Origin of the sequence: Thermococcus sp. Bubb.Bath (assembly GCF_012027595.1) — an archaeon.
Lineage (GTDB): Archaea > Methanobacteriota_B > Thermococci > Thermococcales > Thermococcaceae > Thermococcus.
This window is the reverse complement of record NZ_SNUR01000001.1, coordinates 437,976-464,287: the sequence shown is the minus strand read 5'-3', so window position 1 is coordinate 464,287 and position 26,312 is coordinate 437,976. Positions and strand designations below refer to the sequence as shown.

General features: G+C 52.0%; 36 protein-coding genes, 1 tRNA gene and 1 riboswitch. Of the genes, 28 read left to right on the top strand and 9 right to left on the bottom strand.

What is annotated here, in order from left to right; genetic code table 11:
- Positions 1-4 precede the first annotated feature (4 nt).
- From E3E29_RS02560 to E3E29_RS02500, 13 genes are all read left to right on the top strand, one after another.
- A complete protein-coding gene (locus E3E29_RS02560; RefSeq protein ID WP_167909352.1) occupies positions 5-2,182 on the top strand; it encodes a DUF6861 domain-containing protein in 2,178 nt (725 codons plus the stop codon).
- Between the two features lie 12 nt (positions 2,183-2,194).
- Positions 2,195-2,677, top strand: a complete 483-nt coding sequence (locus E3E29_RS02555; RefSeq protein WP_167909351.1) for a hypothetical protein — start codon at positions 2,195-2,197, stop codon at positions 2,675-2,677.
- Between the two features lies 1 nt (position 2,678).
- A complete protein-coding gene (locus E3E29_RS02550; RefSeq protein WP_167909350.1) occupies positions 2,679-3,218 on the top strand; it encodes a hypothetical protein in 540 nt (179 codons plus the stop codon).
- Positions 3,219-3,229: 11 nt separating this feature from the next.
- Complete coding sequence (locus E3E29_RS02545) at positions 3,230-3,574, top strand: hypothetical protein (protein WP_167909349.1); 345 nt, start codon at positions 3,230-3,232, stop codon at positions 3,572-3,574.
- A complete protein-coding gene (locus tag E3E29_RS02540; protein WP_167909348.1) occupies positions 3,564-3,809 on the top strand; it encodes a t26-9p in 246 nt (81 codons plus the stop codon). The genes E3E29_RS02545 and E3E29_RS02540 overlap by 11 nt, the downstream gene beginning before the upstream one ends.
- A 3-nt stretch (positions 3,810-3,812) precedes the next feature.
- Entirely contained in the window at positions 3,813-4,616 is an 804-nt protein-coding gene (locus E3E29_RS02535) for a hypothetical protein (protein WP_167909347.1), read from the top strand.
- Positions 4,617-4,627: 11 nt separating this feature from the next.
- Entirely contained in the window at positions 4,628-5,110 is a 483-nt protein-coding gene (locus E3E29_RS02530) for a hypothetical protein (protein ID WP_167909346.1), read from the top strand.
- 50 nt (positions 5,111-5,160) lie between these two features.
- Complete coding sequence (locus E3E29_RS02525) at positions 5,161-6,282, top strand: hypothetical protein (protein WP_206205750.1); 1,122 nt, start codon at positions 5,161-5,163, stop codon at positions 6,280-6,282.
- Between the two features lie 158 nt (positions 6,283-6,440).
- Entirely contained in the window at positions 6,441-7,742 is a 1,302-nt protein-coding gene (locus E3E29_RS02520) for an ATPase (protein ID WP_167909344.1), read from the top strand.
- Between the two features lie 10 nt (positions 7,743-7,752).
- On the top strand, positions 7,753-8,451 hold the full coding sequence (locus E3E29_RS02515) for a hypothetical protein (RefSeq protein ID WP_206205749.1): 699 nt from the start codon (positions 7,753-7,755) through the stop codon (positions 8,449-8,451).
- A 1-nt stretch (position 8,452) separates the two neighbouring features.
- A complete protein-coding gene (locus tag E3E29_RS02510) occupies positions 8,453-8,755 on the top strand; it encodes a hypothetical protein (RefSeq protein WP_167909343.1) in 303 nt (100 codons plus the stop codon).
- Positions 8,756-9,025: 270 nt separating this feature from the next.
- Positions 9,026-9,757 (top strand): hypothetical protein, encoded by a 732-nt coding sequence (locus tag E3E29_RS02505; RefSeq protein WP_167909342.1) that lies wholly within the window; start codon positions 9,026-9,028, stop codon positions 9,755-9,757.
- Between the two features lies 1 nt (position 9,758).
- Positions 9,759-10,475, top strand: coding sequence for a TetR-like C-terminal domain-containing protein (locus E3E29_RS02500; RefSeq protein WP_167909341.1), 717 nt, complete (start codon positions 9,759-9,761; stop codon positions 10,473-10,475).
- Positions 10,476-10,554: 79 nt separating this feature from the next.
- Here the strand turns inward: E3E29_RS02500 and E3E29_RS02495 are convergent, their stop codons facing one another.
- Positions 10,555-11,583, bottom strand: a complete 1,029-nt coding sequence (locus E3E29_RS02495) for a hypothetical protein (RefSeq protein ID WP_167909340.1) — start codon at positions 11,581-11,583, stop codon at positions 10,555-10,557.
- Between the two features lie 304 nt (positions 11,584-11,887).
- Between E3E29_RS02495 and E3E29_RS02490 the strand changes: the two genes are divergently transcribed.
- The 14 genes from E3E29_RS02490 to E3E29_RS02425 all read left to right on the top strand — a co-directional run bounded on the left by E3E29_RS02490 (position 11,888) and on the right by E3E29_RS02425 (position 17,638).
- A complete protein-coding gene (locus E3E29_RS02490) occupies positions 11,888-12,325 on the top strand; it encodes an AbrB/MazE/SpoVT family DNA-binding domain-containing protein (RefSeq protein ID WP_167909339.1) in 438 nt (145 codons plus the stop codon).
- 266 nt (positions 12,326-12,591) lie between these two features.
- A complete protein-coding gene (locus E3E29_RS02485; RefSeq protein WP_206205748.1) occupies positions 12,592-12,762 on the top strand; it encodes a hypothetical protein in 171 nt (56 codons plus the stop codon).
- 83 nt (positions 12,763-12,845) lie between these two features.
- Positions 12,846-13,778 (top strand): hypothetical protein, encoded by a 933-nt coding sequence (locus E3E29_RS02480; RefSeq protein ID WP_167909337.1) that lies wholly within the window; start codon positions 12,846-12,848, stop codon positions 13,776-13,778.
- Between the two features lie 37 nt (positions 13,779-13,815).
- Positions 13,816-13,971 (top strand): hypothetical protein, encoded by a 156-nt coding sequence (locus E3E29_RS02475; RefSeq protein WP_167909336.1) that lies wholly within the window; start codon positions 13,816-13,818, stop codon positions 13,969-13,971.
- Entirely contained in the window at positions 13,964-14,266 is a 303-nt protein-coding gene (locus E3E29_RS02470) for a hypothetical protein (RefSeq protein WP_167909335.1), read from the top strand. The genes E3E29_RS02475 and E3E29_RS02470 overlap by 8 nt, the downstream gene beginning before the upstream one ends.
- On the top strand, positions 14,266-14,478 hold the full coding sequence (locus E3E29_RS02465; protein ID WP_167909334.1) for a hypothetical protein: 213 nt from the start codon (positions 14,266-14,268) through the stop codon (positions 14,476-14,478). Before E3E29_RS02470 ends, E3E29_RS02465 begins: the two co-directional genes overlap by 1 nt.
- Positions 14,475-14,804: a hypothetical protein gene (locus E3E29_RS02460; RefSeq protein ID WP_167909333.1), complete on the top strand. Its 330-nt coding sequence runs from the start codon at positions 14,475-14,477 to the stop codon at positions 14,802-14,804. Before E3E29_RS02465 ends, E3E29_RS02460 begins: the two co-directional genes overlap by 4 nt.
- A gap of 10 nt (positions 14,805-14,814) precedes the next feature.
- Positions 14,815-15,057, top strand: coding sequence for a hypothetical protein (locus tag E3E29_RS02455; protein ID WP_167909332.1), 243 nt, complete (start codon positions 14,815-14,817; stop codon positions 15,055-15,057).
- The gene (locus tag E3E29_RS02450) at positions 15,054-15,413 is read left to right on the top strand and encodes a hypothetical protein (protein WP_167909331.1); all 360 of its coding nucleotides are present in this window, start codon (positions 15,054-15,056) and stop codon (positions 15,411-15,413) included. Before E3E29_RS02455 ends, E3E29_RS02450 begins: the two co-directional genes overlap by 4 nt.
- Complete coding sequence (locus E3E29_RS02445; protein ID WP_167909330.1) at positions 15,410-15,586, top strand: hypothetical protein; 177 nt, start codon at positions 15,410-15,412, stop codon at positions 15,584-15,586. Before E3E29_RS02450 ends, E3E29_RS02445 begins: the two co-directional genes overlap by 4 nt.
- On the top strand, positions 15,586-16,371 hold the full coding sequence (locus tag E3E29_RS02440; protein ID WP_167909329.1) for a hypothetical protein: 786 nt from the start codon (positions 15,586-15,588) through the stop codon (positions 16,369-16,371). Before E3E29_RS02445 ends, E3E29_RS02440 begins: the two co-directional genes overlap by 1 nt.
- A complete protein-coding gene (locus E3E29_RS02435; RefSeq protein ID WP_167909328.1) occupies positions 16,371-16,895 on the top strand; it encodes a hypothetical protein in 525 nt (174 codons plus the stop codon). The genes E3E29_RS02440 and E3E29_RS02435 overlap by 1 nt, the downstream gene beginning before the upstream one ends.
- 4 nt (positions 16,896-16,899) lie before the next feature.
- Positions 16,900-17,106: a hypothetical protein gene (locus E3E29_RS02430; protein ID WP_167909327.1), complete on the top strand. Its 207-nt coding sequence runs from the start codon at positions 16,900-16,902 to the stop codon at positions 17,104-17,106.
- A gap of 178 nt (positions 17,107-17,284) precedes the next feature.
- On the top strand, positions 17,285-17,638 hold the full coding sequence (locus E3E29_RS02425; RefSeq protein WP_167909326.1) for a hypothetical protein: 354 nt from the start codon (positions 17,285-17,287) through the stop codon (positions 17,636-17,638).
- Between the two features lie 277 nt (positions 17,639-17,915).
- On the opposite strand, the gene E3E29_RS02420 is transcribed toward E3E29_RS02425, so the two are convergent.
- Both E3E29_RS02420 and E3E29_RS02415 read right to left on the bottom strand, forming a co-directional pair.
- Positions 17,916-17,993: transfer RNA gene (locus tag E3E29_RS02420), tRNA-Glu, on the bottom strand.
- A 41-nt stretch (positions 17,994-18,034) separates the two neighbouring features.
- Positions 18,035-18,394 carry an EamA family transporter gene (locus E3E29_RS02415; protein WP_167909325.1) on the bottom strand — a complete coding sequence of 120 codons (360 nt, stop codon included), beginning with the start codon at positions 18,392-18,394 and terminating at the stop codon, positions 18,035-18,037.
- Between the two features lie 87 nt (positions 18,395-18,481).
- Between E3E29_RS02415 and trm10 the strand changes: the two genes are divergently transcribed.
- Complete coding sequence (gene trm10 / locus E3E29_RS02410) at positions 18,482-19,594, top strand: tRNA (guanine(9)-/adenine(9)-N1)-methyltransferase (protein ID WP_167909827.1); 1,113 nt, start codon at positions 18,482-18,484, stop codon at positions 19,592-19,594.
- 38 nt (positions 19,595-19,632) lie between these two features.
- On the opposite strand, the gene E3E29_RS02405 is transcribed toward trm10, so the two are convergent.
- Genes E3E29_RS02405 through E3E29_RS02380 form a run of 6 tightly spaced genes read right to left on the bottom strand, consistent with a single transcriptional unit; the run spans position 19,633 to position 26,190 of the window.
- On the bottom strand, positions 19,633-21,450 hold the full coding sequence (locus tag E3E29_RS02405) for a proton-conducting transporter membrane subunit (protein ID WP_167909324.1): 1,818 nt from the start codon (positions 21,448-21,450) through the stop codon (positions 19,633-19,635).
- The gene (locus E3E29_RS02400) at positions 21,447-22,052 is read right to left on the bottom strand and encodes an NADH-quinone oxidoreductase subunit B family protein (RefSeq protein WP_167909826.1); all 606 of its coding nucleotides are present in this window, start codon (positions 22,050-22,052) and stop codon (positions 21,447-21,449) included. The genes E3E29_RS02405 and E3E29_RS02400 overlap by 4 nt, the downstream gene beginning before the upstream one ends.
- Positions 22,052-23,257 carry an NADH-quinone oxidoreductase subunit F gene (locus E3E29_RS02395; protein WP_167909323.1) on the bottom strand — a complete coding sequence of 402 codons (1,206 nt, stop codon included), beginning with the start codon at positions 23,255-23,257 and terminating at the stop codon, positions 22,052-22,054. The genes E3E29_RS02400 and E3E29_RS02395 overlap by 1 nt, the downstream gene beginning before the upstream one ends.
- Complete coding sequence (locus tag E3E29_RS02390) at positions 23,254-24,603, bottom strand: proton-conducting transporter membrane subunit (protein WP_167909322.1); 1,350 nt, start codon at positions 24,601-24,603, stop codon at positions 23,254-23,256. Before E3E29_RS02390 ends, E3E29_RS02395 begins: the two co-directional genes overlap by 4 nt.
- Positions 24,604-24,607: 4 nt before the next feature.
- Complete coding sequence (locus tag E3E29_RS02385) at positions 24,608-25,234, bottom strand: hydrogenase (RefSeq protein WP_167909321.1); 627 nt, start codon at positions 25,232-25,234, stop codon at positions 24,608-24,610.
- Positions 25,231-26,190, bottom strand: a complete 960-nt coding sequence (locus E3E29_RS02380) for a respiratory chain complex I subunit 1 family protein (RefSeq protein WP_206205746.1) — start codon at positions 26,188-26,190, stop codon at positions 25,231-25,233. Before E3E29_RS02380 ends, E3E29_RS02385 begins: the two co-directional genes overlap by 4 nt.
- 20 nt (positions 26,191-26,210) lie before the next feature.
- Positions 26,211-26,273, bottom strand: a riboswitch (Fluoride riboswitch).
- Between the last annotated feature and the right edge of the window lie 39 nt (positions 26,274-26,312).

Below are 26,312 nucleotides of genomic sequence, written 5' to 3'. Positions count from 1 at the left end.
GCAGATGAAGCTCTTCTTTTCACTTTTTTCGAAAAGCAATGATGAAGAAGATGACAAAGAAAAGGCGAAGAAACAGCGGCCTCGGAATGCAAGGAGGGTTGTGGCAGGAACTGCGATCATGTTGCTCATGGTAATGAGTATCTACGCACAGCCTGCGGCAGCGTTCGGATTCAGTAGCATTACCCACATGGTGTCAGGCACTGTGAATAAGGTCAAGAAGACTGTTGAGGGCATGGGGGCTGGTGCTGTAGTTGGGGCAGCGATAGGTGCAGTGGTTGGTTCGATTGTTCCGGGAGCGGGTACTGTTGTAGGTGCAGAGGTCGGGGCAGCGCTCGGTGCTGCGATTGGTGGCTATCTTGGGTATCGCTCAAGTTCGAGTTCATCCTCGTCAGGTAAGGACGATGATTCTGTTATAATTTACAACCAGCAGAACGCTACCACGGAGGATGTTCTTAATGATAAGGATGTTGTGTCAGGTACTGCAAAGGTGCTAGATGACACGCAGCAGGCTGCGTACAAGCAGATAGCTGAGTTGAACGCTGTTCTTCGTTCGGACCTTACTGAATACGATATTTCTGAGACCGGAGCAACGGGGGATCTTTGGGCTAAGATTTACGCTCCTCAGAAAGTCTATGGCTTTAGTGCGTTTCCAGTTCAGGTCGAAGTATTCACGAAAAAGAGCAATATTCCGTTCAGTTATGTTCACCTGCGCTCTGTCAAGGTTTATATCAAGGAGCAAAACTCAAGCATTCCTCTGTGGACAAGGACATGGGATTATGGAGATGGTAGTGAGGGGCTCAATGGACAGAATGTCGTTTACTCGACAGTTCTCAAGGTGCCAGACCCGTATCAGTATTCAGTCAAGCAGATGATAGATACTGGACAGGTTAACAAGGACCTCATTATGGAGCTCTTCAACAATGCAACTACAAAGCATTGGGAGATTTTCGTTGACATTGATGCGTATCGTGAGGAGTGGCAGAATGATCCACAGTACACGGATCAAAGCTCGTGTGAGGCGCAGCCCAACCATAAGTGGGATGCAAACACTTCGACATGCTATGCGAAGATCATGGATAAGGATATCGATTACCACATAGAAACCACGTCTGCATGGATGCACGTTACAATGGCTAGAGACATTGGGCTGTTGACTCAGGGAATGTACGCGAGTCTGCCGATTAGGTTTGCAAAGACAAATCTGGCTTCGAAGTGGACTCTTTACCAGGAGAAGTTCGTTGGGTCAGTTAGCAACTTTATCACATTGACATATGCCGCTCCAGTACATGTCATGGGTTCAACCGCTGATTACAAGTTCTACATTGCCCCGAATCCTGGTTACTTTAAACCGCTGAACATCACGATGACTGACGATTTCAGGTTCTTCACGGTTCGCGTTAGAGATGGTGGTTCATGGGAGCTTGCGGATTCAGTCTTCGGACATCTTGGGGATCTTACGGAGACTGGAGTGCCGAAAGACCTCAACGCGCATTATACAACTGGAACAGACGTCCTAACGTATGAGGTATTTGGTATTGCTTACTTCACTATTACTCGGAAAGACGGCCAGCAGATCCCAATTTGGGAAATAGTCTGGCCAAAGGTTTCAGTTGAACCAAATGAGCGCCAAGTACTAGATGATCCACAGGTTCAGCAGCTGGTGACGATAGTCAATCAGAGCACTCTCACCGCTGATGATCTTGCGCAGTTGAAAGCAAGTGTCAATGCTCTCATTAACGGTCTAAACGAGAAGCTTCAGACGGCAAAAGCACTAGAAGAACAGGCTCATGGTGTGGGGAACTCGGATGCAGAGAGTTATGCGAAGAAAGCAGAATCCGCATATCAGGCTGCTATTGATGCTTTGAACCATGCTGCGAGCTCAAAAGACAAGCAGCAGATTCTAAATTATCTCAATGCTGCCAAGAAGTATGAGCAGGCCGGTGACTTCTACATATCTGCTTCAAAGAAGGCCATGTACGGTGCTCCAGAACAGGCAAAGCTCGACGCAAAGATGGGCGATCATATATCCAATATTGCGGAGCAGTACCAGCCCCATATCAGTGTATTTGGCACAGCAAAGAACGCTTTGAGCAAGAAGATCCTCGGAATTCCACTGTGGATGATTCTCGTGATTCTCTTTGCCCTAGCTGGAGCTTTCGTGATTTGGAAGAAACTGCTCTGAGGTGGTGAAAAGATGGGTGACGGAAAAGGCGGCGGGGGCGCTGGCCCTCGCTTTTCAAAATGGAGTTTTAGGGTAGTGGTGACGGCAATACTGGCCCTGATGGCCTGGTACGCGGGACAGCACAACGTTACAGCACAGCAGTTTAACGAGGCCTTCGCCAGAATCCCGTTTACCGCCATACTCCTCGCCATGTTCTTTGACTACGGCCTGGACAGCGGCAAACTCTACGACAAGATGGTCAAGAAGCCGAGCAACAGGATGGTGGGGCTTATCTATGCCCTAATTGCCACAGGAGTGTTCTTCTTTGCCTTCCTGTGGCTGATAGCGGGCAGTATTCAGGCGGCCAGTGCTGCGGCAGTAATAGCATCCGGCGCAGTGGCCCTACTGGTCCTCATGCCGAACACCGGAACAAGCGAGTGGGTCCTGTGGATGTGGGTGGCTGAGACGCTCGTGACGGCCGGAAAGTTCCTGACAATCCTGCCGGGGGTGCACTGAAGTGGGAAACAATTTTCAGGTCCCAAAGCACGGGCTGATACTGCTTAGAGGCATCCTCGCGGGCTTAATGTTTGCCGGGTTGTTCTGGTACGGTGACTCACATGAGGCCACAGTTTCAGATCTCGTCAAAGTCATTGCAGGGACAAGCTTCTGGCTAATCCTCGGCGCAGAGCTCCTCGACAAAATAGCGGGAAGAGAAGACTACGCGAAGATGTACGCCTGGATGGGCGGCAAACTTGGAAGGGGCGGGAGTACTGGTGGCCTTTTCGCGGTAATTATCATGAGCTCGATAATCTTCGCGGCGGCCCTCTACTTCGTGGCCGGTTCAATTACGTTCAACCTCAATAGTTACTCTCCAGCGACGCTTCTGTGGGCCGGCCTGGTGGCCACGTACATCACCCTCCCTGAAACAGGGGATAATGAGCTCCTGCTCTGGATCTGGCTCGGCGCTACAATTGCAACAAAAGGGCAGTACATACACCAGGCCCTGCTCCTCCCTGGAGTGTTCCATTTGACCAAACTCCTCCTTGCGAGGCTCTGAGGTGATTAGCAATGCTCGGCAGGATTGCAGCAGCCATCATCGTTTACATCCTCTGCGTCTTTCATTTCCAGCACAGCATGGTTACAGTGGGCCAGCTCTTTGGCCTCAGTGGATTTTGGGCGCTCTACATCCCCTCGGCCCTTGTAGGGCTTTCAGTTTACAGGATTGCGGATCTGGAGAGTTGGGGTATTTGGGACGCGGCCAGCTTCCTCATCATCGGGAGCATCATCATGCTTGCAATGACCTCGAACCCTGAAGCTACCGCCTACGAGCTCGTTAAGGGCGTCGTGAGCTTCAGCGTTGCCGCCATCCTCGGCGCTCTCGCATTCAGAGGGGGTGCGAACTATGGACGTTAACAGCGTGATCAGTCAGTTTCAGAGCATAGCGCAGGCGCACCCGTACCTTGCCCTTGCAGTCATCCTCTTCCTGCTTTCAATGTTCTCAAAGAACAAGCTCTTAGATTACTTGCTTTGGTTCCTCGCAGCGATAGCCTTGCTCAAGGCATTTGGCTTATCAGATACTTTCTTTTCTTTCCTGAAGTCAGTTCCTAGTACGGTAAAGGAAATGATAAGCATGTTTGGAGGTGCTTGAGAAATGAGGAAGAATGAGAGACAGATGTTGACTCTTGCCCTGCTGGTCCTGTTTGGGGCTATTGCCTGGTGGGCGTACCACGGTGGAGGCGGCGGTTTCGTGGACATAACCAACACCCTGAGTGGGAATACTACCAACACGACCGAGACCTATCAGCTTGCGGTTTCGGACCTTGCCGCGACCGTTGATCAGTCCACTGGCCACGTGGCGGTTTCGTTCAACCTGACGAATGAGGAACACTTCAACATTTCCAGCGTTCAGGTCCTCTACGCGCTCAACGTCGCAGACCCGAACAACGCAACTTATACGGCTGCCAACGCGACCGAGGTAAACGGCACGTACAAAGTCGAGATCCCGAGCAAGTTCGGTGACGTGGTTTATTACAAGGTCAAGGTGGCTTATAACGCCGGAAAGACTCTTGAGAGCGATGTCAAGAGCATTACCGTCAAGGATACGACCGCTCCGACTCTGAGCTCTGTTAGCCTCGACTACAACAGCACAGCTGGAACCTTCAGCATTAACTTCAACGCGACCGACAACGACCAGATAGCGGCCTATCATGTGTATTGGGCCGACCTCGGCACTAACAACACCGTGAGCAATACGACAGTCTTCACCGAGGTCAACGCGACTACCCTGCCGGTCGTTCTGAGCAACATCACTGCAAACAACTACTATGCATTCTACTTCAGTGTCGAGGACCTGAGCGGCAACAAGGCCATGCTCTTCAACGAGAGCAGCCCGTACATCATTCAGGCCAACTCGACCACAACCTGGCCGGTTGTCGTGAAGCAGAACTCTAGCTGAGGTGGGCTGATATGTACGCCCACCGTTCCTCCCCTTCTTTTTCCCGTGTGATACTCCGGCTGTTCCTGTTGATTTCGGTTATTTTGGGGAGTTATTATGCGTATTCGGCCTTTCATCAGGTTGACCCTCTCCAGGCGCGGCTTCATGCGCTTGGTTATCCTGAGAAGGGCTTTATCATGACTGGAAACATCATCCGGTGGGCAGATGGGCATCTAACAGTCATGCAGGGGGATTATGTCGAGAACTATCCGATCACGGCAGCGGCAGCGTACTCTGCAGCTGAGAACTATCTAGCTCCTTACAATCTAAAGCTCAAGGCGCACGGGTATGCTCTCAAGGTCAAGGAAAGCAGCCTAACGGAGATGGAGAAGGACGGTCAGAAGTACTTTGTTTTTGAGGTTCAGCTGGATACGGGCCGCAACAGCCTGTTTGCGGGCATGGTTTGGGTCAACCGGAAGACTGGAACGGTTAGCTTGAAGGGCCTTTTGGGGTGAGAACAATGAACTTTCGAGGTATGAAAACACTTATTCTTATATTAGTATATATGATATTGTGCTTTGGGAGCGCGTCAGCATACACATGGACCGGAGAGGTCGGGGCAGGGCAAACCCTATATCTCTCTGATGGTCAGCTCAACACGACTGTCCAGGTGCTCCCTGATCCGGTAGCCCTGCTTGAGATTGGCAGTACTCCATACTTCCTCTTGAATGGGACGGTTCTGCTCGGCAGAATGAACCTGACGGTCGTTCCTGTCAACTACACCACGATGAGGATAACCGTTAGCTCTGAGAAGCCCTTCTCGGCCACGTTCTGGCCGATCACAATAACAAAGGTCGTGAACAGGACAATAATCGTGAACCAGACGAACGAGACGCGGGTGAAAGAGCTTGAGGCCACTATTCATGAGCTGAATACCACCATTCAGAACCTGACTACGCAGATAAAGCAGCTCCAGGACGAGAAGGCTAACCTTGAGACCCTCATTAGCCAACTCAACTCTACAAATACTGCTCTCGTTGCCAGCCTTCAGAACATGAGCCTAAGAATTCAATCCCTCCAGGTGGAAAAAGCCGAGCTGGAGAAGACAAAAGCAGCGCTCGAACAGGAGAAAGAGGCCCTACTAAGTCAGCTGGCTGAGGCGAATCAGACGATCGCAAACATGAGTTCTGAATTAGGAGAGTTGAATGCTACGAAACTTGAGCTTCAGAAGTTGAATGAGACCCTCAGGGAGAAGGACCGGAGGATACAGAACCTTACTGCGATTAATTCAAGACTTCAGTCTGAGAAGAAACAGCTTGCCGGCCAGGTTGCAGCTCTTCAGAACCGTACGAAGGAGTTTCCAAAGCTCCAGGCTCAATTGTTAAACCTCACAAAGGAGAACCGGCAGCTCAAGGAGCAGCTGGCGAACCTCACGAACAGGTACAACCAGCTGAAGGCGAAGGCTGATTTTCTTGAGCAGCAGAATGGAGAGTACAAGCAGATCATAGATCAGGCGATGAAGTCGACAAGCGAGAAGAACAAAGATCAGTATATCGAGCAGGCGAAGAAAGAGAGAACATGGGGGTCAATTCTTTGGAAAACGCTGCTTATCAGCGGCATAATTGTTGGGCTCATTGGATATGGACTCTATCGGAAGAAAAGGTCGTGGGAGCTTGGCCGCCTCTAAAAAGGGTGTGTGGGAGAGTTACATAGTTTTATTTTCAAAGCACAAGAGGAAAAGGCTGGAATTAAGAAAAAGAAAGAGGAAAACGCCTAATCTCTATAATTAATGACGATTGGCGCCGTATTTGGCAATCATAGAAAGCACCTGGAGGTGTGGGTTAGATGGGGGTATCGATATATATCGGAAAGAACACGGACAAAGAGAAACGGTACGTAGAGCTCAAGGAGACTGAAGCAAATCACATCACTTTCCTTGGGCCGAGCGGTAGCGGGAAGACCACGGTCATGAGGGCCCTCGCAGAGGAAATCTTCGACAAAGTTCCAGGAGCCCTGGTGGTAGTCATCGAGCAGAAATACGATAAAAACAAGGCAAAAGACCTCATGGACTTCCTAGCATTCGCGGCAAAGAAAAAGGGAAAGGACTTCGTTAAAGAGAACTTTCAGGGCATTCTCCAGTATTACAACCTCCTTTCCAATGATGGAGTGACGTACGGGAAGCCTGGCGATTTTGCCTTTGGCTGGCCCAACTGGCCCTTTACGACAATTCCTCCGTTCCCTGGAGATAAACACTCCATCCTTAGCTGGCACGGGTTGAAGCCAAAAGCGTTCCCTGTTAAGAGGATAGTTTTCCGGCCCACGCGAGACCTCGGAGTCATTGAAAGAGACAACAACTGCTCGGCCATCTCGGGAACAGTACGGTATAAAGACGTGGATTTTGAGTTCATCTCCCGGCTCGGGCAGATAAACAGGAACACAATCTATGGAAGGGTTATCAGGCAGGCGTGGGACCTCGAGAGGAAAAGGGATCCTGATGAGCTCGAGCGCTTTGGGTATGAGTGGGAAAAGAAATACAAGCCCAACTCCGCTGTCCCAAGTCAAACCCTCCTCAGCATCCTCGAGGTCTGCGCGCTCCTCAGGAGTGACACAATCTTCTCAAAGCACAAAGATTTTACCTCCGAACTTTCGACCGACACAATCAACGTCATAGATTTCTCTGCCAACTCCGAGCTGACGCCCGCTGAGGAGGCCTGGATATTCAAGCATCTGGTTATGTACATCGTGACCAAGTTCGTCCGGTTCAGAAATACTCCAGTATTCTTTATCATCGACGAGATCCAGAATCTCCTCCAGCATCCTGACGGCAGAAAAGCCTTAGACAAGCTGAACAGGGAGGGCCGTTCTAATTGGGTGAACATTATTAGCGGAACTCAATACATGTACGGCCTGCCTGCCTTCCTCATATACGGCGCAGCTCATCTCGGCATAATTGGAAGAATAGCCAGTGCTGACGATGAGCTTCTTCTTAGAAAAGTCATCAGGGACTTTAACCGCATCAAAAACCCCAAAGTGAAGAGCTTTCGGGAGTATAAGAACGTGAAGCCCTGGTTAAAGGGCCGTGGCTGGTTCTCCTTTGATAAAATGTACACGGAGCGGATTTACTTCCGCCCGCCACAAAGTTTGTGAGGTGATCGAGATGGTCTGGCCGTTTGGAAAGAAAAAGAAGGAAAAGGATCTTGAGACGTCTGCGCAGGTCCTTGAGGAAAGCGGAGGCATTACCATAATACCTGAAAGCAAGATAAAAGAGCACGCTGAAAAGCTCCGCGAGCTGAATTATAAGTTCGCCCAAGTTTACGAGCCAAAACAGAACATCATCATCTGGTTCAACGGGAAAGAAAGCCGCGTTATCGGGTACCCGGTGGGGCTGCGGGAGGACCTAAACGACTACGTGATACTTTATCAGGTTCGCCCGCCGAGCTGGCTTGACAGCGTTGTTTACAGCCTTCTCCGCGTTGTTGGCAAGAGGCCGCCCACGGCCCTCCTCCGAGCCCCAAAGAAAATAACGTACTTCGGAGATGAGACCATTACGATCCTCGCCAGCGCTTTCATCCTGAACGAACACTACGAACATGAAGCCGTGCCCCTGACTGCGGACCTCGTTGATGCCAAACTCTACCTCGCCCTCAAGCAGGAGAACGATATGCTTTGGGACCTCATTACCATCCTCCGCTACCGCGTGCCCGAAGTCGTAGAGGATGCCATGAAGATGAACCCGAGGATTAAGACGTACATGAGCACAAAGAACCAGGACCAGGACGAAGGGAAGAAAACAGAGAAGTTCGGTGGGGTAGAAGTGGCCTTTGACGACAACCCCTTCAAGCGCTGGAGGGTGTAACATGATTGAAGACGCTTACCAGGTCGTTCCTCACGGTCTCGATGACATCCTGAGTGATGATGAAAAGCCAGAGGAGAAGAAACAGAAAAAGAGTGGGGATAGCCGGCCCGGAAAACTGCCAAAGGCGGCTCTGAACAAAAAACTCATCACGGCTATCGTGAGGAGGCTCCGCGTCCTCTACCTCGACGTCCCAAAGAAAGAGGACAGGATACTTATCAATGAGATCCTTGATGATCTTGAGCAGCTGATGATACTGAACGGGATTGCCACGGACCTATTAGATGAAAAGTACAAAGAGGATTAGGAGCGTCCCCTTTTCATCTTCATCGCCCATGGTCGCTCATCGCCCGCGGAGCTCTCCGGGACGCTGATCCTTCTCACGGTGCATCCCTGGCTTCATGAAGATCCACTAGGGCCAACCTCTCAAAGGATCAAGTATCTAAACGCAGAAAGCTATATATTAAACTTTCGCCACAGCGCATTGGAAACCTTAAGAGAGCGATACTGTACTACTGCACAGTAGACCCCCCTAGGAGAAATCTTTAAGTTATTATACATCATTATCTTACTGAAGGTGAGAACTATGGAAGCAATATCCTCACGGACGAGCACATGGGATAATATCATCGCAGATAGATTCGTCAATGAGCTATTTGATAGTATTCTTGGCTCGTTGGATCCCCGATTTCATTCTGATTATGCAATTAGGCGGAAACATCTTTCTAAAGTTTTCAATGAATTGCTACAACTAAAAACGCTTCCAATCGAGAGAAAAGAGAAAATAATAAACAGACTTGTCCAGGCCTTACCGGAATACCCTCATAAAGTTGCATACATAGAATCTAAACTCAAAATGCTCAGAATACTTGAAGAAGAACTCCCCGATATTCTGGTCGAACTAGAAAGGCTCCAAAAGTACATCGGCTTGCAAGAAATAGAACGCTCACTCAAAATAGACACAATCAAACAGAAGAACAGCATAGGTGCATTGAGAGAGGCTATAAATGAAGTCATTTTAAGTACTGACGAGGATTTATCCCCTTTAGACATTGAAAAGTACCTAACCTTAGACCAAGCCCTATCTCTTCTAATGGAGTTATATAAGAAAAGCATTCAAGGTGGGACGATTGGGGACTTTGGAAAATACGGGCCATATATTTTAATACTTCTTCTCAGAACATACAAAGTACTTACTGGTAAAGGAGACATCAAAGAGCTCCAGGAAGACATTATTGAAATAGCACCAATAATATCCAAAGGCGGGGACGAGGAAACCCTAAAAACTGTAGTCACGTTGGTGGGGTAAAGTGGAAATCGTGTTTCTTGACACTAACCTCTTTTACGCCACAATACTTAAGAATGATGCCCACCACGAGTTAGCAACTAAGACAATAGAAACTCTAACACGGAAGGGTACTCCAATAATAATACCCGAGGCAGTCTCCCGGGAGCTCCGCCAAAGTTTCTACCGCAAGTACCTAAACGCCCAAAGTCGTATAATCCATCATTATCGAAAGGCAATACGCCACGGGCTCAGAAATCCCCAAGAGATCTTCCAATACATTCAGAAGGAAACACTAGAATACGCCAACCAATACGACAGAAAATCCCTAAATATGTATCAGTACCTTCTTGAATACATCCAAAAGAACCAGTTGCTCTCCAAGGAGAACCGGCCCCAATTTGCCAAACTCCTCAGCGACCACCTAATACAACTAATGTCAAAAATTCAGCCAATAGAAGACCGGGCAATTTCTCTAAACCTCAGGGAGGAGGAACTAGAAATCTACAGAGACATTTACGACAAAGTTGGATACCTCTTCAAAGACGAACCAGACGCAGAAATATTCTGCCAAGTAGCCTCCTCAGTAGCCACAGAGGGAGAAGATGCGAAATTTATCTTATACACAGCAGATAGAGAATTTTCAAAAACCGGAACAAAGGCTGTCGAAATATTAAACCAAGAGGGCTACAATATAAATCTTGAGATCAGATACCTACCAGAACACCCTATCCAGGACTAATTTCCCACTTTGCACATGCTCTCACCTCACGACAACTGCCCGACCTCGTGACCATCGACAAAGAAGCCAACTTTCCTCCTTATCTAATTATTATCTTCCTCCTTGCATCTTGAATGATAATCTCCTTGGAGCGGCCTTTCCTCCTTATGTCTCCCTCTAAAATTACAACTTCGGCGCCGAGCTTTCGGAGTTTCTGGACATAGCTGTCAATGTCTACATTGGCACCCACATCGAGAATTACCGCAATCACCTCATCAAAGTATTCTACATAGTCCAATACCTGGCCCACTAACCTTTGGAGTTTACTTCTGCTCTCTGCAATCTTGATTTCAATACCAATCCTGCCTCCGATGGCAATGTCAATCTTCTGATCCCCTACAGGGTACTGCCGGGTAACACGGCTTCCAAGGCGTGCCTTAAGGTACTGATAAAGTTGTTTCTCAAGGTCCTCCTCATCCCTCACGGTCTCCGGCTCAAAGTCAAAGAGGATGTCCAGGATATCGGGTTCTGATGAGTAACCCTCTTCCTTTGAAGCTTCTCCAACTGGTCCTCCCTCACTATTGAGTGACTCAACGGTTTCCTCATTTAGGTCAATTGTCTCAACATCAGTAGCCTGCCCTCCAAAGAGTTGAGCCTTATAATTATCAAGTTCTTTCTGCTTTTGCTCCTTGAACGCCTTTAATGCTTCATTAGCCTCTTCCAGCCATTTTTGGAAATGCTGAACCACGTGGCGAGACTTGACCTTGTATCTCTTGGCAACCCCTGCTACCTCCTCAAGAGTCAAGTGGCTGGCAACAACATCAATGAGCTCGTCTTTATTTCGGATTTTGTAGCGCCTTTTTTCCCCATTCACAGTGGTTGTTCTGTATGTAGGTATGCCCTTAGCGGCGCACACTGCCTCAAGTTGTCTCATTTTGAGCTGAGATAATATCTCACGTTTGGCCTCGAACTCCTTCTTCATAACTTCCTCCCTGAACTTCTTCTCAGCTTCAGATATCTCCCTTTTGATCTCTAGCGCCTTTGCATGGTATTTTGCTTCCTTTGCAGCCTTATCCATAGCCTTTTTAGTGGCGTCCCCGACCTTCTTAAGAAACCCACCAATACCCATTCATACCCCTCAAACTCAGTTTTAGCACCCTGAACTTATAATAATTTCCGTCCGTAATCTTTACGCTCACTTTCCGTAGTGGGGTTTTACCTCTCTAACTCGGCTCGGGATAGTGAGATAATGAATCAGTCGCTTAACGGTAAACCTTATTTAACCAAAATGTCAAATAGCACTATACGGGGAGGTTCACATGGAATTTGGCCCCCACTGGCCAATCGAGCGGTCCTTACATTGATCACACAGGTGAGGGTATATAGTAGATAAGGATAGGTATTCATAAAATCAGCACGCCCGAGGTGAGCCAATGAAAGAAACCAAAGAACCACTAGCGAAGTTCCACGCACGGCTGGACAAGGAGGGAAGGATAGCTATCCCTAAGGCAATTAGAGAAGCATTGAATATAGAGAAAAACGATTACGTTGAGGTCATTATTCGCAGAATTGAGATCGATTCTGAGAGATCACTAATCAGAGTTCTTAAGCAAGGGTATTTAGTGGCTAGGGTAGGAACTAAAGGATTAATTTTCCTTCCAGCTGATCTCAAACGTGATTTTGGGCTTCATGAGAAAGACATCATTGAAGTCTTACTGCTTGGATATCACAAATTTGACGAATTGGTCAGTGAAAAAGGCAAAAAACTGCTCTCAAAGGTTCAAGCATCGGGTAAATGGATTGAGGTCAAACAAGGTGAGCTCATTCCAGAGGACAAAATCATGAGACACTTCACATATGTTTTTGTTTAGTTTAAGTTTAATATTAAGTACTTATAATATAATATATAATATAGGGAAGAGCAGAGAGTAGCATTGGTTCTTTAGAGCAATTTCCTGGCTGTTTTTGAAGTGGTCTAATTAATATGCAGGAAAAATATTTAAGTTTACGATTTCAAAGCGTCATGTTTAGGATCTTTTCGATGATTCTTACTCATTAATGTCCACGCAATCTTTTTAAGGAAATCCTTCGTACTATCTTACGAGAAATATTCTCGTATGAGAAAAAATCTCGAAAGGTGAGGATGATGGGAAGACGGGCAAGATATGACGGACCTGTCAAACGCTTTGAAGCATGGTTGCCCTTTGACGCGTACAAGGAGATGGAAGAAGAAAAGCAGCGTAGGGGCATTTCGTGGTCAGAGTTGATTCTTGACATGTGGGCTAAGTACAAGGCCACGAGAAGGTGAAGTTTATGCGAATACCCGCGAGAGGTCCTGGCCGCCCAAGGAAATGGAAAAGTCCACTGATACAGTGGAGAAGCGATATTCCTTTGGACGATTTCGAGTTTGCTGAAGAAAAAAGAACTGAGTTGGGCCTCTCGCGGGCAGAGTTCTTCCATGCTCTGCTTTACCATACCAACTGGAGCGTAGTAGAGCTTCATTCAGAGAACAAAAAGAAAGACGAACAAATAAAAGAACTTGAAAAAGAAAACGAGGAACTTAAACGCCTTGTCAAGAGCCTCCAGGAGCGCATTGAAAAGCTCGAACTTGAGAACCAGGCGCTCAAGCAGGGCCGCTCGGTCAGATCCTACCAGGACGCGAAGATGCTCAAGGCCCTGGCAGAAAAGGCCCGCGAGGGCGTGAGCTGGAAGGCCCTCTGTGCTGAGGTCCTCGGCCTGCGCGATGAGAACAAGATCAAGCGCCTGCTCAAGCTGGCTTTTGTCATCAAGAAGGACCAACACAACAAGTTCCCGGACACATTCTACCCGAAGGATATTGCCGAGGAGTTCCATGAGTGGGCCCTCAAGCGGCCAGAGGGCGTTGCCGATGTGATTGACTACGTCCTCTACAAGGAGGACACGCTCAAGGCCGCGAAGGGCCTGGCCGTTGGAAAGGCCGTGGGGGTTGGAAAGGCCGTGGGGGAAAAAGCGCCGGTCGTGACGGCCCTCAAGAGCGGGAGGACCGCGGAGCAGTTGATTGATGCCGTTTTTGCCGTTGCCCACCATGAGTACATGGGACTGATTGAGAAGAGGAGGGGGAAGGAGGCGAAAGAGTTCCTGCAGGAGCAGGTCCCTGAGCGGTTAGAGAAGGTCCTACAAAAGATCGACCCTGCTGACAGACGCAGGGCAGTTCTGGCAGTGATTGAGCGGCACGAGGCCGCTAGCGATTGGAATGAGGCTTTCGTTTCTAACCTGAGGCGCGTTGCCATGCGCCTTCTGAACGCGCACTATTCAAAACCGCTGGAGGTTGAGGCCGATGTCTGAGTTTCCCTTGAGATAGTTCCCCTGGAAGACGTCTGAGTTGCCCCTGAATGAGAGGTTGCCCGTTTCCAAGAAGACCAAGCAGTATCTCCTGGAGTTCGTCCGGAGTCATAGGAAGGAGGTTAGGGACGTGGATGATGCGATCTTGTTCCTGCTGAGGTTCTACTACCAGCACGGGGGCGAAAACCATGAGTGAGCCTATGCCTGTTGAAGAGTTCGTCCAGGTCCTGCTGGACGAGATGCCCGAGAGCGTTAGGTCACAAGTAGAAGTAGAGATGGTCAAAGGCACGAACGTCGCGTGGCTGTACTTCAAGAACGGAATGAAGGCGCACTTGATGTCTTCTCAGGGCGGAGTCAGAGTCCTTGCCACGTGGGAGCAGGGGATTGCTGAAGTAAAGCTAACCGCTAAGGGACTTAAGAGTGTTGACGAGGTTCTCGCTTTCCTTGTTCTAGCAGGAAAGGCCCACAAGTGCTTAGGGGGTGGCCCCTGATGGTAGCCGAGTTCTCTGAGAAGGTCAGCATTACCAAACCCTCGGAGGTCCCGGGCGCAGTGGTGCTGAGCCTCACAACACCGGCCTCGTGGGAGGATTTTCAGGGCTTCCTCAAGGCGGTTGAATCCCTGCAAAGCGATGGTTTCGTTGTTCGCTCGGTCGAGTCGAGCTACAAGCTGTTTAGAGTCTGGTTAAGGAGGGAGGAGGAATGAGCGCTGAGGTGTTGGATGACAGAGCTCTGGAGCTGGCTGGAACGGGCTCAGGTTGGGCAACAATCGCAGAGTGCAGGCTGAAAGCATCGGACAGGGGGCTTGAACTCGTCAGTGTTGACAGGGTTTGGTTCGAGGACTACGTTGACGATCCCGCGTGGCTCGAGGAAGAGCTCGAGGTTTGGGGCATCAGGAGGAAGTTCAGGGCCCACTTCTACAGGTGGAGGGGCTTCAAGGAGGAGGATGGAGAATCCGCTCCGGACCTGAACCGGTGGTATGTTGCAATCTCGGACCTCGAGGAGGCTGGAGAGCTTGAGCTGTGGTTTTGAGGTGGCGAAAATGGCAGAGGCAGATTTCTGGTCTTGGGTCTCGGAAGAGAAGCGCAAGCTGGACACGGTGTTGGAAGGGGTCGAGGAAGTGCCGGATTTGCTGACTTACCTGGAGCGCGAAATCCAGGTCGCGAAGGACGCGGCGTTCTCGCTCAGCATTCGCGGGGAGAATGGGGCCGAGTACTGGAGGGGCTACGCGGACGCGTTGGAGGACTTGATGAAGAAGATTCAGAGAAGGGAGGTGAGAGCATGAACCCGCGCGAGGTTTGGGTCAAGCTCGGTGAGGGGGGCTTGCACGCCCACAAGACGAACGTCTACGCGGTCATCAGGAAGCTGAAGCGCGGCGGGTACTCATTCAGGCTTGTCGAGCGTGGCTTCAATGGTTACATGGTCTCCACAAGGACGGAGCGCTACGAGAGTCTTGAGGCCCTCTTCAAGGAGGTTTCGCCGGAGGACCTCTACCGTGCCATCCAGAACCACCCTGACCAGGAAGCCAGGGAGGTTTGGGCCGAGGAGCTTGAGTTCCTGAAGGGCCTTCTCGAAAAGCCGGCTGAGAAGAAGGCCGCCACGCCAACGCGCCAGACGACGCTCGCGGAGGTGATCCCGTGAGCACTTCCTTTCAGACGGCCCTTGAGCTCTACTCGGAGCGGGAGCAGCAGGAGAGGCGGAGGATCCTCGCGGCGGCGCAGGGGTTGAAAAAGCGGGCCGAGGCGTTCAGGAGGACGTACAGGAAGGACATCATGAAGGAGATTATGGAGGTCCTCCTCGGGGGTGGAGAGTGATGGTTCAGTATTTCTTCTTTGGAGTTGGTGAGGGATCATCAAGAAAGGCAATAGAAAGCTTTGCTCCCCGCAGGTTTAATGTCATGATCAACTACGCCAGCGCGGTCAAGCCGATTCCAAAAAACGTCAACAAACTCTTCATTGATTCGGGCGGCTTCAGCTTCTTCTTCAAGCTCCGGGAATATCCAGATCCTCATGAGAAGTACCTTGAATTCGTCCTGAAAAAGAACGCTGACTTCTTCGCAAACAGAGACTACCCCTGCGAGCCAGAGGTTCTCCGCCAGACTGGTCGCACCGTCATGGAGAATCAGCTCAAGACTATCGAGAATCAAATAGCAATACAGGATCTTATTGACGACCAGTATCCTGAGCTCAGGAATCGCTTCGTTGCAGTAGTCCAGGGCTGGACGCTCGACGATTACCTGCGCATGCTCGATGAGATGAAAAGTCAGGGCCTCCTCACGAGGCTAATCGGCATTGGTTCGGTTTGCAGACGTGGACAGGAAAGGCAGATACGCCGCATCATCACCACTCTCCGTGCAGAGCTCCCGCGTAAGTATGGGCTTCATGCTTTTGGGGTGAAATTCAGCGTTCTGAAGTATAAAAACGTGTGGGACGCGCTATATTCGGCAGACAGCCTCGCGTACAGGTATGGCATTGATAGGGTGAAGGATCCGAGGCCAATCCCTGAGCAAATACGTGAATCCCTTGGAAAATGGATCAACCGGCTTGATGCCCTCGCGACGGCCCACTCAAATCAAATGAGCCTTATGGAGGTGATCTAATGGCTTCCCGCACTGCTTTTGTTTATCAGGATGCGCTCAGCATTGATGACGCGTTCACGTACTTCAAGCGCTTGATGAAGGACGCGGAGAACCGGGTCGCGTTTTCCAGAACGCTCCAGAAGGCGAGGAAGGGTCTCGACGTACATATGTACGTGACGGACGTGGACAGCCTTATGATCCAGTATCTCAACCGGGGCGGCACGAAGAGGCTCAGGTTCACTGGCTTTGAGCTGAAAAATATGAACCCACACTCGGCGATTGTGAGCAATAAGGTCAAGGTGAATGGGAAGCAGTATGAGGGTCACTACTGGTTCTCGCGGAAGGCTGGCATTGACTTCCTCTATCTCGTCAACCTCGGCAGGGAGTTCTTAGTATGGAACGTGGCTCATACACACGCGGATTTCAGGTGGTACGGACAGGGGAGCGCTTACGATTATTATGCCTTTGTCGACTTGGAGGATGTGATTCGTGTTTCCGCTCAGGAGCTGCCGGGCACGCTCAGGTTCCTGTTGTGGGGGAGGTGATATTGTGAAGCTAAAAGAGTATACTGTCCGTATCCACCACACGTACATTTGTGAGGCTAATAGTGAGACCGAGGCCCTCCAGAAGGCCCTTGCAGCATTAGTCGGTGATGCTGCTGGAGCTGCAGCGGACTATCTTGCGAAGAGGGACTCGCTTAGAGGAGCCTTGGACATAAGGTTTGACTTCGAGGTTGAGGAGAGTGAGGGACGATGAATACTAACGCTTCCTGTATAGTATCATTCTTTCCCAAACATCTTTCCGGTACAAGCAACTTCATTCGCCACCAAACCCCTAATAATAACAAAAACTGTTACTATACCAGCCACTTCCCGAAACAAAACTCAGAGAATAATAGTTTTGGAATGTTAGCCAACCAAACGGAGGTGTTGTTATGCCAAGGAGAAGGAAACTTCCCGACTATGTTGCCCTGAAGATCCCCACTTATGAACCCGCCGACAACCCACTTGAGCTTATCTTTGATGGCAGGAGCTTAGAGGTAGCCTCTAAAGTTTTGGAGCATGTCAAAGAACACGGGCGCCTTTATCCTGATGATTACAAAGAGCTCTTTCCTGAGAAGACGGATCAGGTGCTTTACTTCCGTGTCATCAAGAAAATGCTTGCCCTCAAAATGCTCCGCGTCAGTTCGGACAAGTCCTATATCCTCAGTGACGGTTTCTCCAGCCGCATGGAGACAATTGCCAAACTCTGGAAATTCCAGATTGGCGACCTGAAGGATCTCTGGTGATGCCTCATGACCGCAATGTCTATAACAATGGGGCGCGGATTTTCAGGGTGTAGCCACATGTGGCCACGTGTGGCCACACAAATAGAGCCGTGGAGAGTGCTTTACATGCCCAAAAAAGGACCGAGGAGGCGTAGAATTCCCGTGCACATCACTTTGGATCCAGAGGTCCTCAATCTTCTAGATAGTGTGACTTATAACAGGTCTCGTTTCATTGAAGATGCCATTAAAGCGCGGCTCTCACTGGAAGAACAGCCCTTAGATGAGAGAAGCGCGATTCTGGTGCCCCGGCCGGGATTTGAACCCGGGGCGCGGGCTCGAAAGGCCCGCATGTTTGACCGGGCTACACCACCGGGGCTCGATATTAGGGAAGGGGGAGCATTTAAAAATCTTTCGGGTTCAGTTAATGCCCACGAGAATGCTCCCCACGATTATGAGGAGCACCCCCACCCAGCGAAGCGCGTGGACAGGCTCTTTTAGATAAACCGCCGCCAGCAGGACCGTCAGCACGTAGGCCAGGTTCAGTAGGGGATACATCAGACTTGCCGGCAAATCGGAAAGAGAAACCAGCCACAGGAAGGAGGAGACTGCGTAGAACGTCAAACCAGCTAGGGCATATCTGTTCGTCAGAAATGCCTTAACCGCACCGAAGGAAAGGCCCTCCCCCTTAATCTGAACCAGAGCAAGCTTGAAGAATATCGGACTGATTCCTGCCAGGATGAGCGAGGCTCCCAGGCTCGCGTAGGTTATCGGCTTCATGGCACCACCGCCCCTGAGTTGTAAAAGGCAACTATAAAAAATTAGCCCAAACTTTTTTAAATCCCCCCATAACCCCCATCGATGCCCATGAAAACACTCGCCGACGTTCTCAGGGGAATCCTACGGGAGAAAGGCGTAGAGGAAGTTGGTGCCCTTTCAAAGCGCTTCAGGAAATCCCAGAACCCAATACAGGACATAGCGATTGAGATAGTGTACGGAAAGGGCGCGATAGTTCGGCTTAAAGAGAGGACTCACGGGGCATGGGATTTAAACGGAAACCGCGTTGAGGGCTCTTTTTATGCTTACGTTCCGAGCTGTATGGTGGAGCGCTTTGAGCCGATAGTGAGGCGCGACGACCTTCTTAAGCTCCTTCCGGACTGGCCCCGCTTTATCATCGACCTGATGCACTGGGATAATCACACCCAGACGGAAAAGGGCAAAATATGCCTCCAGGCGGTTCAGTGCTACGGTCTCCTGCGCGACTACTTCACGGGGAGAGAGCTGGCCGTAACGTGGGCCAATGACGAGTTCAGAAGGATGTACAACGGACCGCTCGACAGGATAACGGTCTACGACGGGCCAACTGCGGAGTTTCTGGAGAAAGAGGGCATAGACGAGGTCGTTCTCCTCGACCCCTGGGCAGAGGAAGTCCTGAGCGAGGATGACTTCAACGCTAAGGCTTTCATAATCGGCGGCATAGTTGATACATCCGGAAGCAAGAAAAAAACCACCCCAAAAATCGGCGAGGAGCTCGAAAAAGCTGGGATAAGGGCACGCAGGAGGAAAATAGTTCTCAAGGGAAAGACAATCGGCGTCCCGGACAGAATAAACCGCATCCTCGGCATAATCCTCAAAATGATGGTAGAAGGGAAGAGTATGAACGAAGCGGTCTATGAGATGCAGGAACCACTCCATGCCCGCTGGCGCCTGAGGAAGGAGCTGCCCAAGCACGTTATCAAATACAGAATTAATGGCAAAACTTATCGCGTTGTTGAGAAAGAGCTCTTCGATGAGTACTCCAAATGGCTGAAAATACGCTGGGAGGACTTTATCAAGGCCCTCAAGGACACGGACATAATAGCACTGGAAAGGAAGCGCATCCACCATCTCAACAAAATCTCCGCCCCGAGGGTCATCCACGGAAAAACCTACCGCGTCATACTCCTGAAGAAGGCCGCGATGCTGTGCTACAACTGCTGAACTCCTTTTTACAAAAAGAAAAATACAGTAAAAAGACCTCACAGAGCCCAGAGGAGGTAAAGGAAAACGCTCACTGCAGCCAGCAGAATGTATGCGACGTAGACGCTGTCCGAGCCCCTCATGAGGCCGTGCCTGAACCACTCCGAAAAGCTGAGGTAGCCCTTTGAAAGCCGGTCGTAGGCCAAACTGAAGCGCTCCTTCCAGTAGAGCCTGCCGCTCTCCTCCCTAGTTCCGTAGAGCCACCCCTCCGTCACGAGGAGTATAGCCGAGTGGGCAATCGGCGGGTACTCAGGATTAATCAAGCCTCCGCTCCAGGCCCTCACGTGCCTCGTTTTGAGGATTCCAGCTCCTCTAATTACTGCGTACGTGCCGAGGGCGGAGAGCGACACTATGAGGAATAGGTAAGTCGGCGAGATTCCTCCAAAGCCCTTGGCAACAACGAGGAAGCCTCCCTTTATTCCGAGCGCTCCCCCGAGGAATTCGGTGGCCTTCAACCCGGAGAAGGCTTCTACGGTGGGATTCACCAACCCGAAGAGGAATCCTGGGAGGATTCCAACGAGGAGGAGAACGGAAACGGCGAAGAGATATCCCGCATCTTCCACGCCGTAGCCTTTTCTCCCCCCTGCCTTCTGCGCCCCGTGGGTTATCATCTTGCTCATCGCGACACCAGCTATTCCTGCCGTTAGCGCTACGAGAGAACCCACGAGCATCAGGAGGATCCTCATCCCGGGGTCGGGAAGCTTGAAGCTCTGGAGGAGGCTCTCTAATCCCAGCCATTCTCCGAGGAAGCCGGGGAATGGGGGTATCCCGGCTAGGCTGAGGGCTGATGCGTAGCCAGCCAGGACACCGAGGAGCGAGAGCCTGCCGCGAACCACCTCCGGGAACCTCCCGGTTCCGTTCTCAAGCCTGCCGGCTATTAGGAAAAGCAGTCCCTTTGCAACGCTGTGGGCGAAGGCAAAGAAGAGGAGCGCCAGTAAGGTGAAGGCCGCGAGCGTCGCATTGCCGTAGTTGAGGGCAACGACTGCACCGCCGAAGAGGGCCAGAAGAACCCCGTCGTTTTCCACCGTGCTGTATCCGGGGAGCTTCTTTACGTGGTCAGTTCCCGCCGCATACGCTGCCCCCAGGATGGCGGTTAAACCCCCGAACAGGAGGAAGAAAACGCCTATCCAGTCGGCTGGCCTCTGGATCAGGAGCATCCTTACCATCCCATAGAGGCCCATGAGGGTTAGAACGGCGCTGAGCTGGGCCGAGAGGTTGGCTGGGGCGTTTCCGTGGGCTTTCGGGAGCCAGACGTGGAACGGGAATATCGCCATCTTCACCGCAAAGCCAAGGGTCGCGAGGAAGAAGGCAACGTTCCAGAGGGGCGAGCCCTTCCAGCCTGAAAAGTGCACCGAGCCGCTCTGGATGGAGAGGAGACCGAAGCCCGCTAAGATTAAGAGGGCGCTCAGCTCGCCGAAGGCGAGGAACCTGTAGGCGTTGCGGCCTTCCTTCTCCTTGGCTGTTATGCCGAGATAGCTCGCCACCGTCATGACCTCCCAGCCAACGAGGAATGTCACCGCGTCTTCCGTCAGGAGGATTAGGAGCATCCCGGCTATCGCCATTGAGAAAGAGGCAGCTAAAGTCCTCGGGTAGTGGTCGTCGTAGTCAACGCTGTAGAGGGAAGCGGTCAGCCAGACGATTGCCGAAATCAGCGCGAAGTACCTTGCGGTTCCGTCAATGCTCTCCGGTTTGAAGAGGAGAACGCCGAGGAGGAGAGCAGATAGCGCCGCGTCCGTCCAGTACGTTAGCTTCCTTGAGGCGAGCGGAAGGAGCGACGCGAGGGCGAATCCAAGGGTTATGATGTAGTACACGTTCATTCAGCATCCCTCCCGGCCATCTTGAGCAGGCCCCGGATTATCTGAACTGGCGATGGAGGACAGCCCGAGACGTAGCCGTCAACCGGGACGAAGTCCTCGACCTTTCTCCTGCAGAGGGAGCCGTTTGCGCAGGCTCCGAGGACCAGAACGCGCTTTGGCTCCGGCATGAGCTCATAGGCCTCCTTGAGGACGGGGACCATGCCGTCGGTCGGGCAGCCCGCCACGAGCAGGACGTCAGCGTGCTTCGGCGTCGGCGTGAAGAATATTCCGAGTCTGTGGACGTCGTAGTAGGGGCCCTGGAGCTGGGCCACCTCGCGATTGCAGGCGTGGCAGGTCCCAACGTCCAAGAAGAAGACGTGGAGCGAGCGTTTGAAGTCGAGGGGGTTCCTTACGTCGTCAACATCGAGTTTCCTTCCGAAGGGAACGTTGCAGAGGCGACAGTTGAGGCACTTTTTCGGGTCGAGCTTTCCGTCCTTGACGGCGCCGAACGGGCATTCCTTCGGAGTTTCGAGCGGAAAGCTCGGCGGAAGCTCCTCGTCGCTGACCTTCTTTGGATAGTCGCTCGTTATGACGCCCTTTCTGAGTCCTTTGATTATCCACATCACTCCACACCCCCCTGCCAGAGGTCTGCATCGGCGAAGTTCAGCCCGAAGCTCTCTAAGCCAAAGGGAAAGTCCGTGAAGATGTTTCCGGTTATACCCCTGGAGAACGCGATGTAGTTCACCCTCGAAGCACCCCTGAGGCCAATCCACGAGATTCTCCCATCCTTCACCTCGACCAGCGTGAGCACGTCCCCGTGGGCCGCCTCTGCAACCCCGAGGTTGAGGCCTTCCTTAACCGACGGGTCGGAGCGAACGGCTTTGACGTCAACGGAGTCGATTATCTCAAAGGAGCGCTCTATCTCCTCCAGCCTTACCATCATCCTGGCTAAAGCGTCGCCCTCTTCGCAGGTAACGGGTTTGTATGAGTAGTACCTGTCGAAGCTCCTGACGTCCCTCGCTATTCCTGAGCCGCGTGCCGCTATTCCAACCGCGTCAAGCTCGATTATGTCCTCCCTGCTCAGCCTGCAGGTGTTGTGGAGACGGTCGATGAATATCTTACTCTCAAGGAGCTCTTCCCTGAGGGAGCGGAACTCCTCACGGATTTTTCCAAGTCTCTCAACGGCTTTGGGTTCGAGTATCCTAACCTCCCCAGGCCTATTGGCGCTGAAGCCGTAGCGATGTCCCGTCAGCCGTGAGAGGAGCCTGAGGACGTCCTCCTCAAGCGCGTGGAAGTGCATTGTCGCGACCTTCTGTGAGGCCGCCCCTGCCAGCTTGTGTATTGCGTTGAAGTGGTTGTAAAGCCTCTCAATCTCCAGGAGGGCCTTCCTGACTTCCCACACCTCCTCGTCTGGATTTTCCTCAATGGCCTTAAGGAGGGCGTAGGTGTAGGCTAAAGAGAAGTTCCCCGTTGCCCTCTCAAGGACAACTACGGATTCTTCAATGGGGCGGTTCAATAGTCTCTCCTCGATGCCCCTCCTCTTGTAGCCGTAGACGGGCCGTATGGAGACTATCCTCTCGCCGTAGGTGAGTATCTCAAACGCCCCGGCCTGACCGAGACCTCCGGCGGCGGGACCGAAGGTGAGCGGAACGGCGTTGCTTCCAGGAGGGATGGTGATGTACGGGCTGGTATCGCTGATTAACGCCGGCGCTATCTTCCTGTCAGGGAGTTTGTCCGTGTATTCTAACTCTGCCCTCCCGGTTTCGTAGTCGAGCCAGACACTGAGGAACTTTCCGTTTTTCCTAAAGACCGCTGAAAGAACCTTCATGCTACCAGACCCCCTGTGAGGACGAGATACCACGCGTATACGCTGATTCCCAGGGAGACGAGGGTCATCGTGAGGGGAACGAGACCAGAGTCGAGGGAGACTCCTTCCCCATCGCCGAAGGCCATCCTCGCGGAGTGCCAGTTGAGGGCGAGGAACGAGAGCAGTAATCCCGTTCCCACGAAGAACGCCCACCAGTAGCTGATGGAGAGGGAAACTCCGAGGATGGCCAGCTCGGCTATGAAGGTCGCGAAGGGGGGTGAACCCGTGACCGACAGCGCCGAGAGGACCAACGACAACCCCTGACCGGGGGAGGCGCGGAAGACTCCCCTTATTCCTCCAATTTCGTGGGTTCCGTATGCTCTCACAAGGCTCCCCGAGGTAAGGAAGAGCGCCCCCTTGGAGAAGGCGTGAACGGCGAGCAAAACGAAGACCAGCCTGAGTAGGGAGGGGTGGTAGTAGGAAAGCCCGATTCCCGTGGTGGCTACCCCCATCATGTCCATGCTCGAGTAAGCGAGGAGGCGCTTGATGAACCTCTGAGACGCCATCAGCAGGGAGGCGACGATGAGCGTCAGGACGCCGAAGAGTATAGTGGCCTCGGCTATTACCCTGCTGTTCCCCGCCCTAAAGATGCGGAGGTAGACAAGGAGGGCCGTAGGGAGTAACGTTCCTGAGAGCATGGCGCTGACCGGTGACGGAGCGCTCCCATGGGCATCTGGAAGCCAGCTGTGCATCGGAAAGAGGCCGACCTTCGTCCCAAAGCCGATTAAGGCCAGAAGGGCCACCAGGAGACCGTCCTCCGGCGTGAAGCTCAGCCCCCTAAAGTCGAGGGTTCCAGAGGTGGAGTAAGCCAGAACCACGGAGAGAAAGGCTATTCCGAGGCCGGCCGATGCCACTATCATGTACCTCCAGGCACCCTCGACGTTCCTCCTCTCGCCCTCCGTTAAAATCAGGAGCGCGCTGACGACGGTCGTCCCCTCAAGTCCTATCCACATCCAGCCGAGGTTGGAAACGAGGGCCGTGAAGAGCATGGTGAAAGCGAAGAGCGAAAGGAAGCTCCAGTAGTAGCGGAGGTCAAAGAAGGGCCTCTCAATGCCCTTCGTGTAATAAAGCGATGCAAGTGAAGCGAAGAAGTACACCCAGCTCACTATGTTCACTATGATGAGGGAGTACCAGTCCGCGTACAAGTTCTGCGTTGATATAGTGTAACCTTTCCAAAGCATGGCCGTTGCCAGGACCCCGGTGGCGAAGGTAAAGGCTGGGGTTATAAGCCGGGCGAGCCTCTCTGAGGCGAGCGCCAGGAGAGAGGCCGCCAACGGAAGTATTAAGAGGTAGATTGCCGCCTCCATGTTATCACCCCGTGAGCTCCTCCAGTTCCAGCGGACCGTAGCGCTTCTCCGCTCCTACGATGACCGCCAGGAGGACGAAGGCTATTATATCCAGCAGTATGCCGAACTCAAGTATAAGGGGCATCGGCGTCAGCATAGCCGCGAAGTAGAGGAGGGCGTTCTCCTCGCTGACGTAGCCGATTATCTGGGCCAGTGAGTTTCTCCTGTCTGCTATGATGAGGAGGCTCAGGAAGAGAAGTATGAAGGGTATGACTCCGCTCCAGTTCCTGGTAACCCTGTAAACGGGCACGTAGAGGAAGTAAGCGAGGACGGCAACTATCAGCCCCACGACGATTGCGTGGTGCGTCGTCCTGATTTCCCTGTTGCGCCAGATGTAGTCCCTTCCCACGTCCTTCCAGAGAATCCAGGGGATTAAGAGCGTCCTAAAGGCTATCGTCACGCCAGCCAGGATTACCATCTCGGGGATGGCCTTTTCCCAGCCGATTATCGCCAGGATAGTGCCTATGAGGAGCGACTGGAACGCCACGAGCCTTACAAGCGAGTGCATGTAGGACTCCGTTAGGAGGAGGAACGCCACGAGGAGCACCGTGACGCCGAGCAGGTTTATTACTTCGGTGGTTACGCTAATCAAAGTCCACCACCCCCGATGAGGAAGCTTATGACGCCCATGATGGCAAGCAGGAAGCTCGCCGACAGGTAGTCGATTATCCTGAACAGCCGTATCTTCGCGAGGGTCTCCTCAACGACCACGAAGGCCCCGATGAGGCCGAGCATCTTCACGAAGAGCCAGAAAGTGCCTTTGGCAATCTCGTAGAGGGATGCATTTGTGGCGAGCCCCCAGGGAACCGCGAAGACGTTGAGGAAGACCGACATGAGGATGAAGGACTTCATGTAGCCCGCCCAGCTGTTGAGGGCGTAGAGCGGTCCAGTGTACTCGAGCCCCTTCCCCTGGTCGAGCATGCCGAGCTCGTTGCTCCCATGGGACTCTATGGGGAGCTTTCCGGTGTCGAAGAGGAGGAGCATGAAGAAGGCCGACATTATGAGGATGTGCGTCGGGTTGAGGTACCAGCCTTCCGCGGTTACCCTGTGGTTCATCAGGAACGGGTTGTTCGTGCCTGTAAGTATGGCCACGCCGAAGAAGACCATTATCAGGACGGGTTCCGCGAAGGCACCGAAGTTGACGGCCCTCGTTGCTCCGATGCCCGTGTAGTAGCTCCCAGTCCTTTCCGTTGCTAGGATTGATGACATCGCCGCGAGGCCGAAGATGAACGTTCCTCCGAAAAAGTCAACCGTAGGAGCGAGCCAGCTCGGAAAGTTGCCGATTATCGGCAGCACCCACGGCAAGGTGAGCATCGCGCCGAAGGCTATGAAAGGCGCCGCAACGAAGAACGGCCCGACCCCCTCTGAAATGAGCGTCTCCTTCCTGAAGAACTTGGCCAGGTCGTAGTAGGGCTGGAAGATACTGATTCCCTTCCGCGACTCGATTCTTGCCTCCGCCTTCTTCAGTATGCCCACCATCAACGGTGAGAGGGCTAATACCACTATAACCTGGACTAAGCCTATAAGTACCTCTCCTTCCGGGTTCAATGGCGTCACCTCCAGTCTTGGAGAGAACAGGCGTCATTAGCCCGTGGAGGGCACTTAGGGCGGACGCCTTCGCCCGGAATTTTACCCGTCGGTGGTATAGCCAATCCCTTTTAAACTTTTTG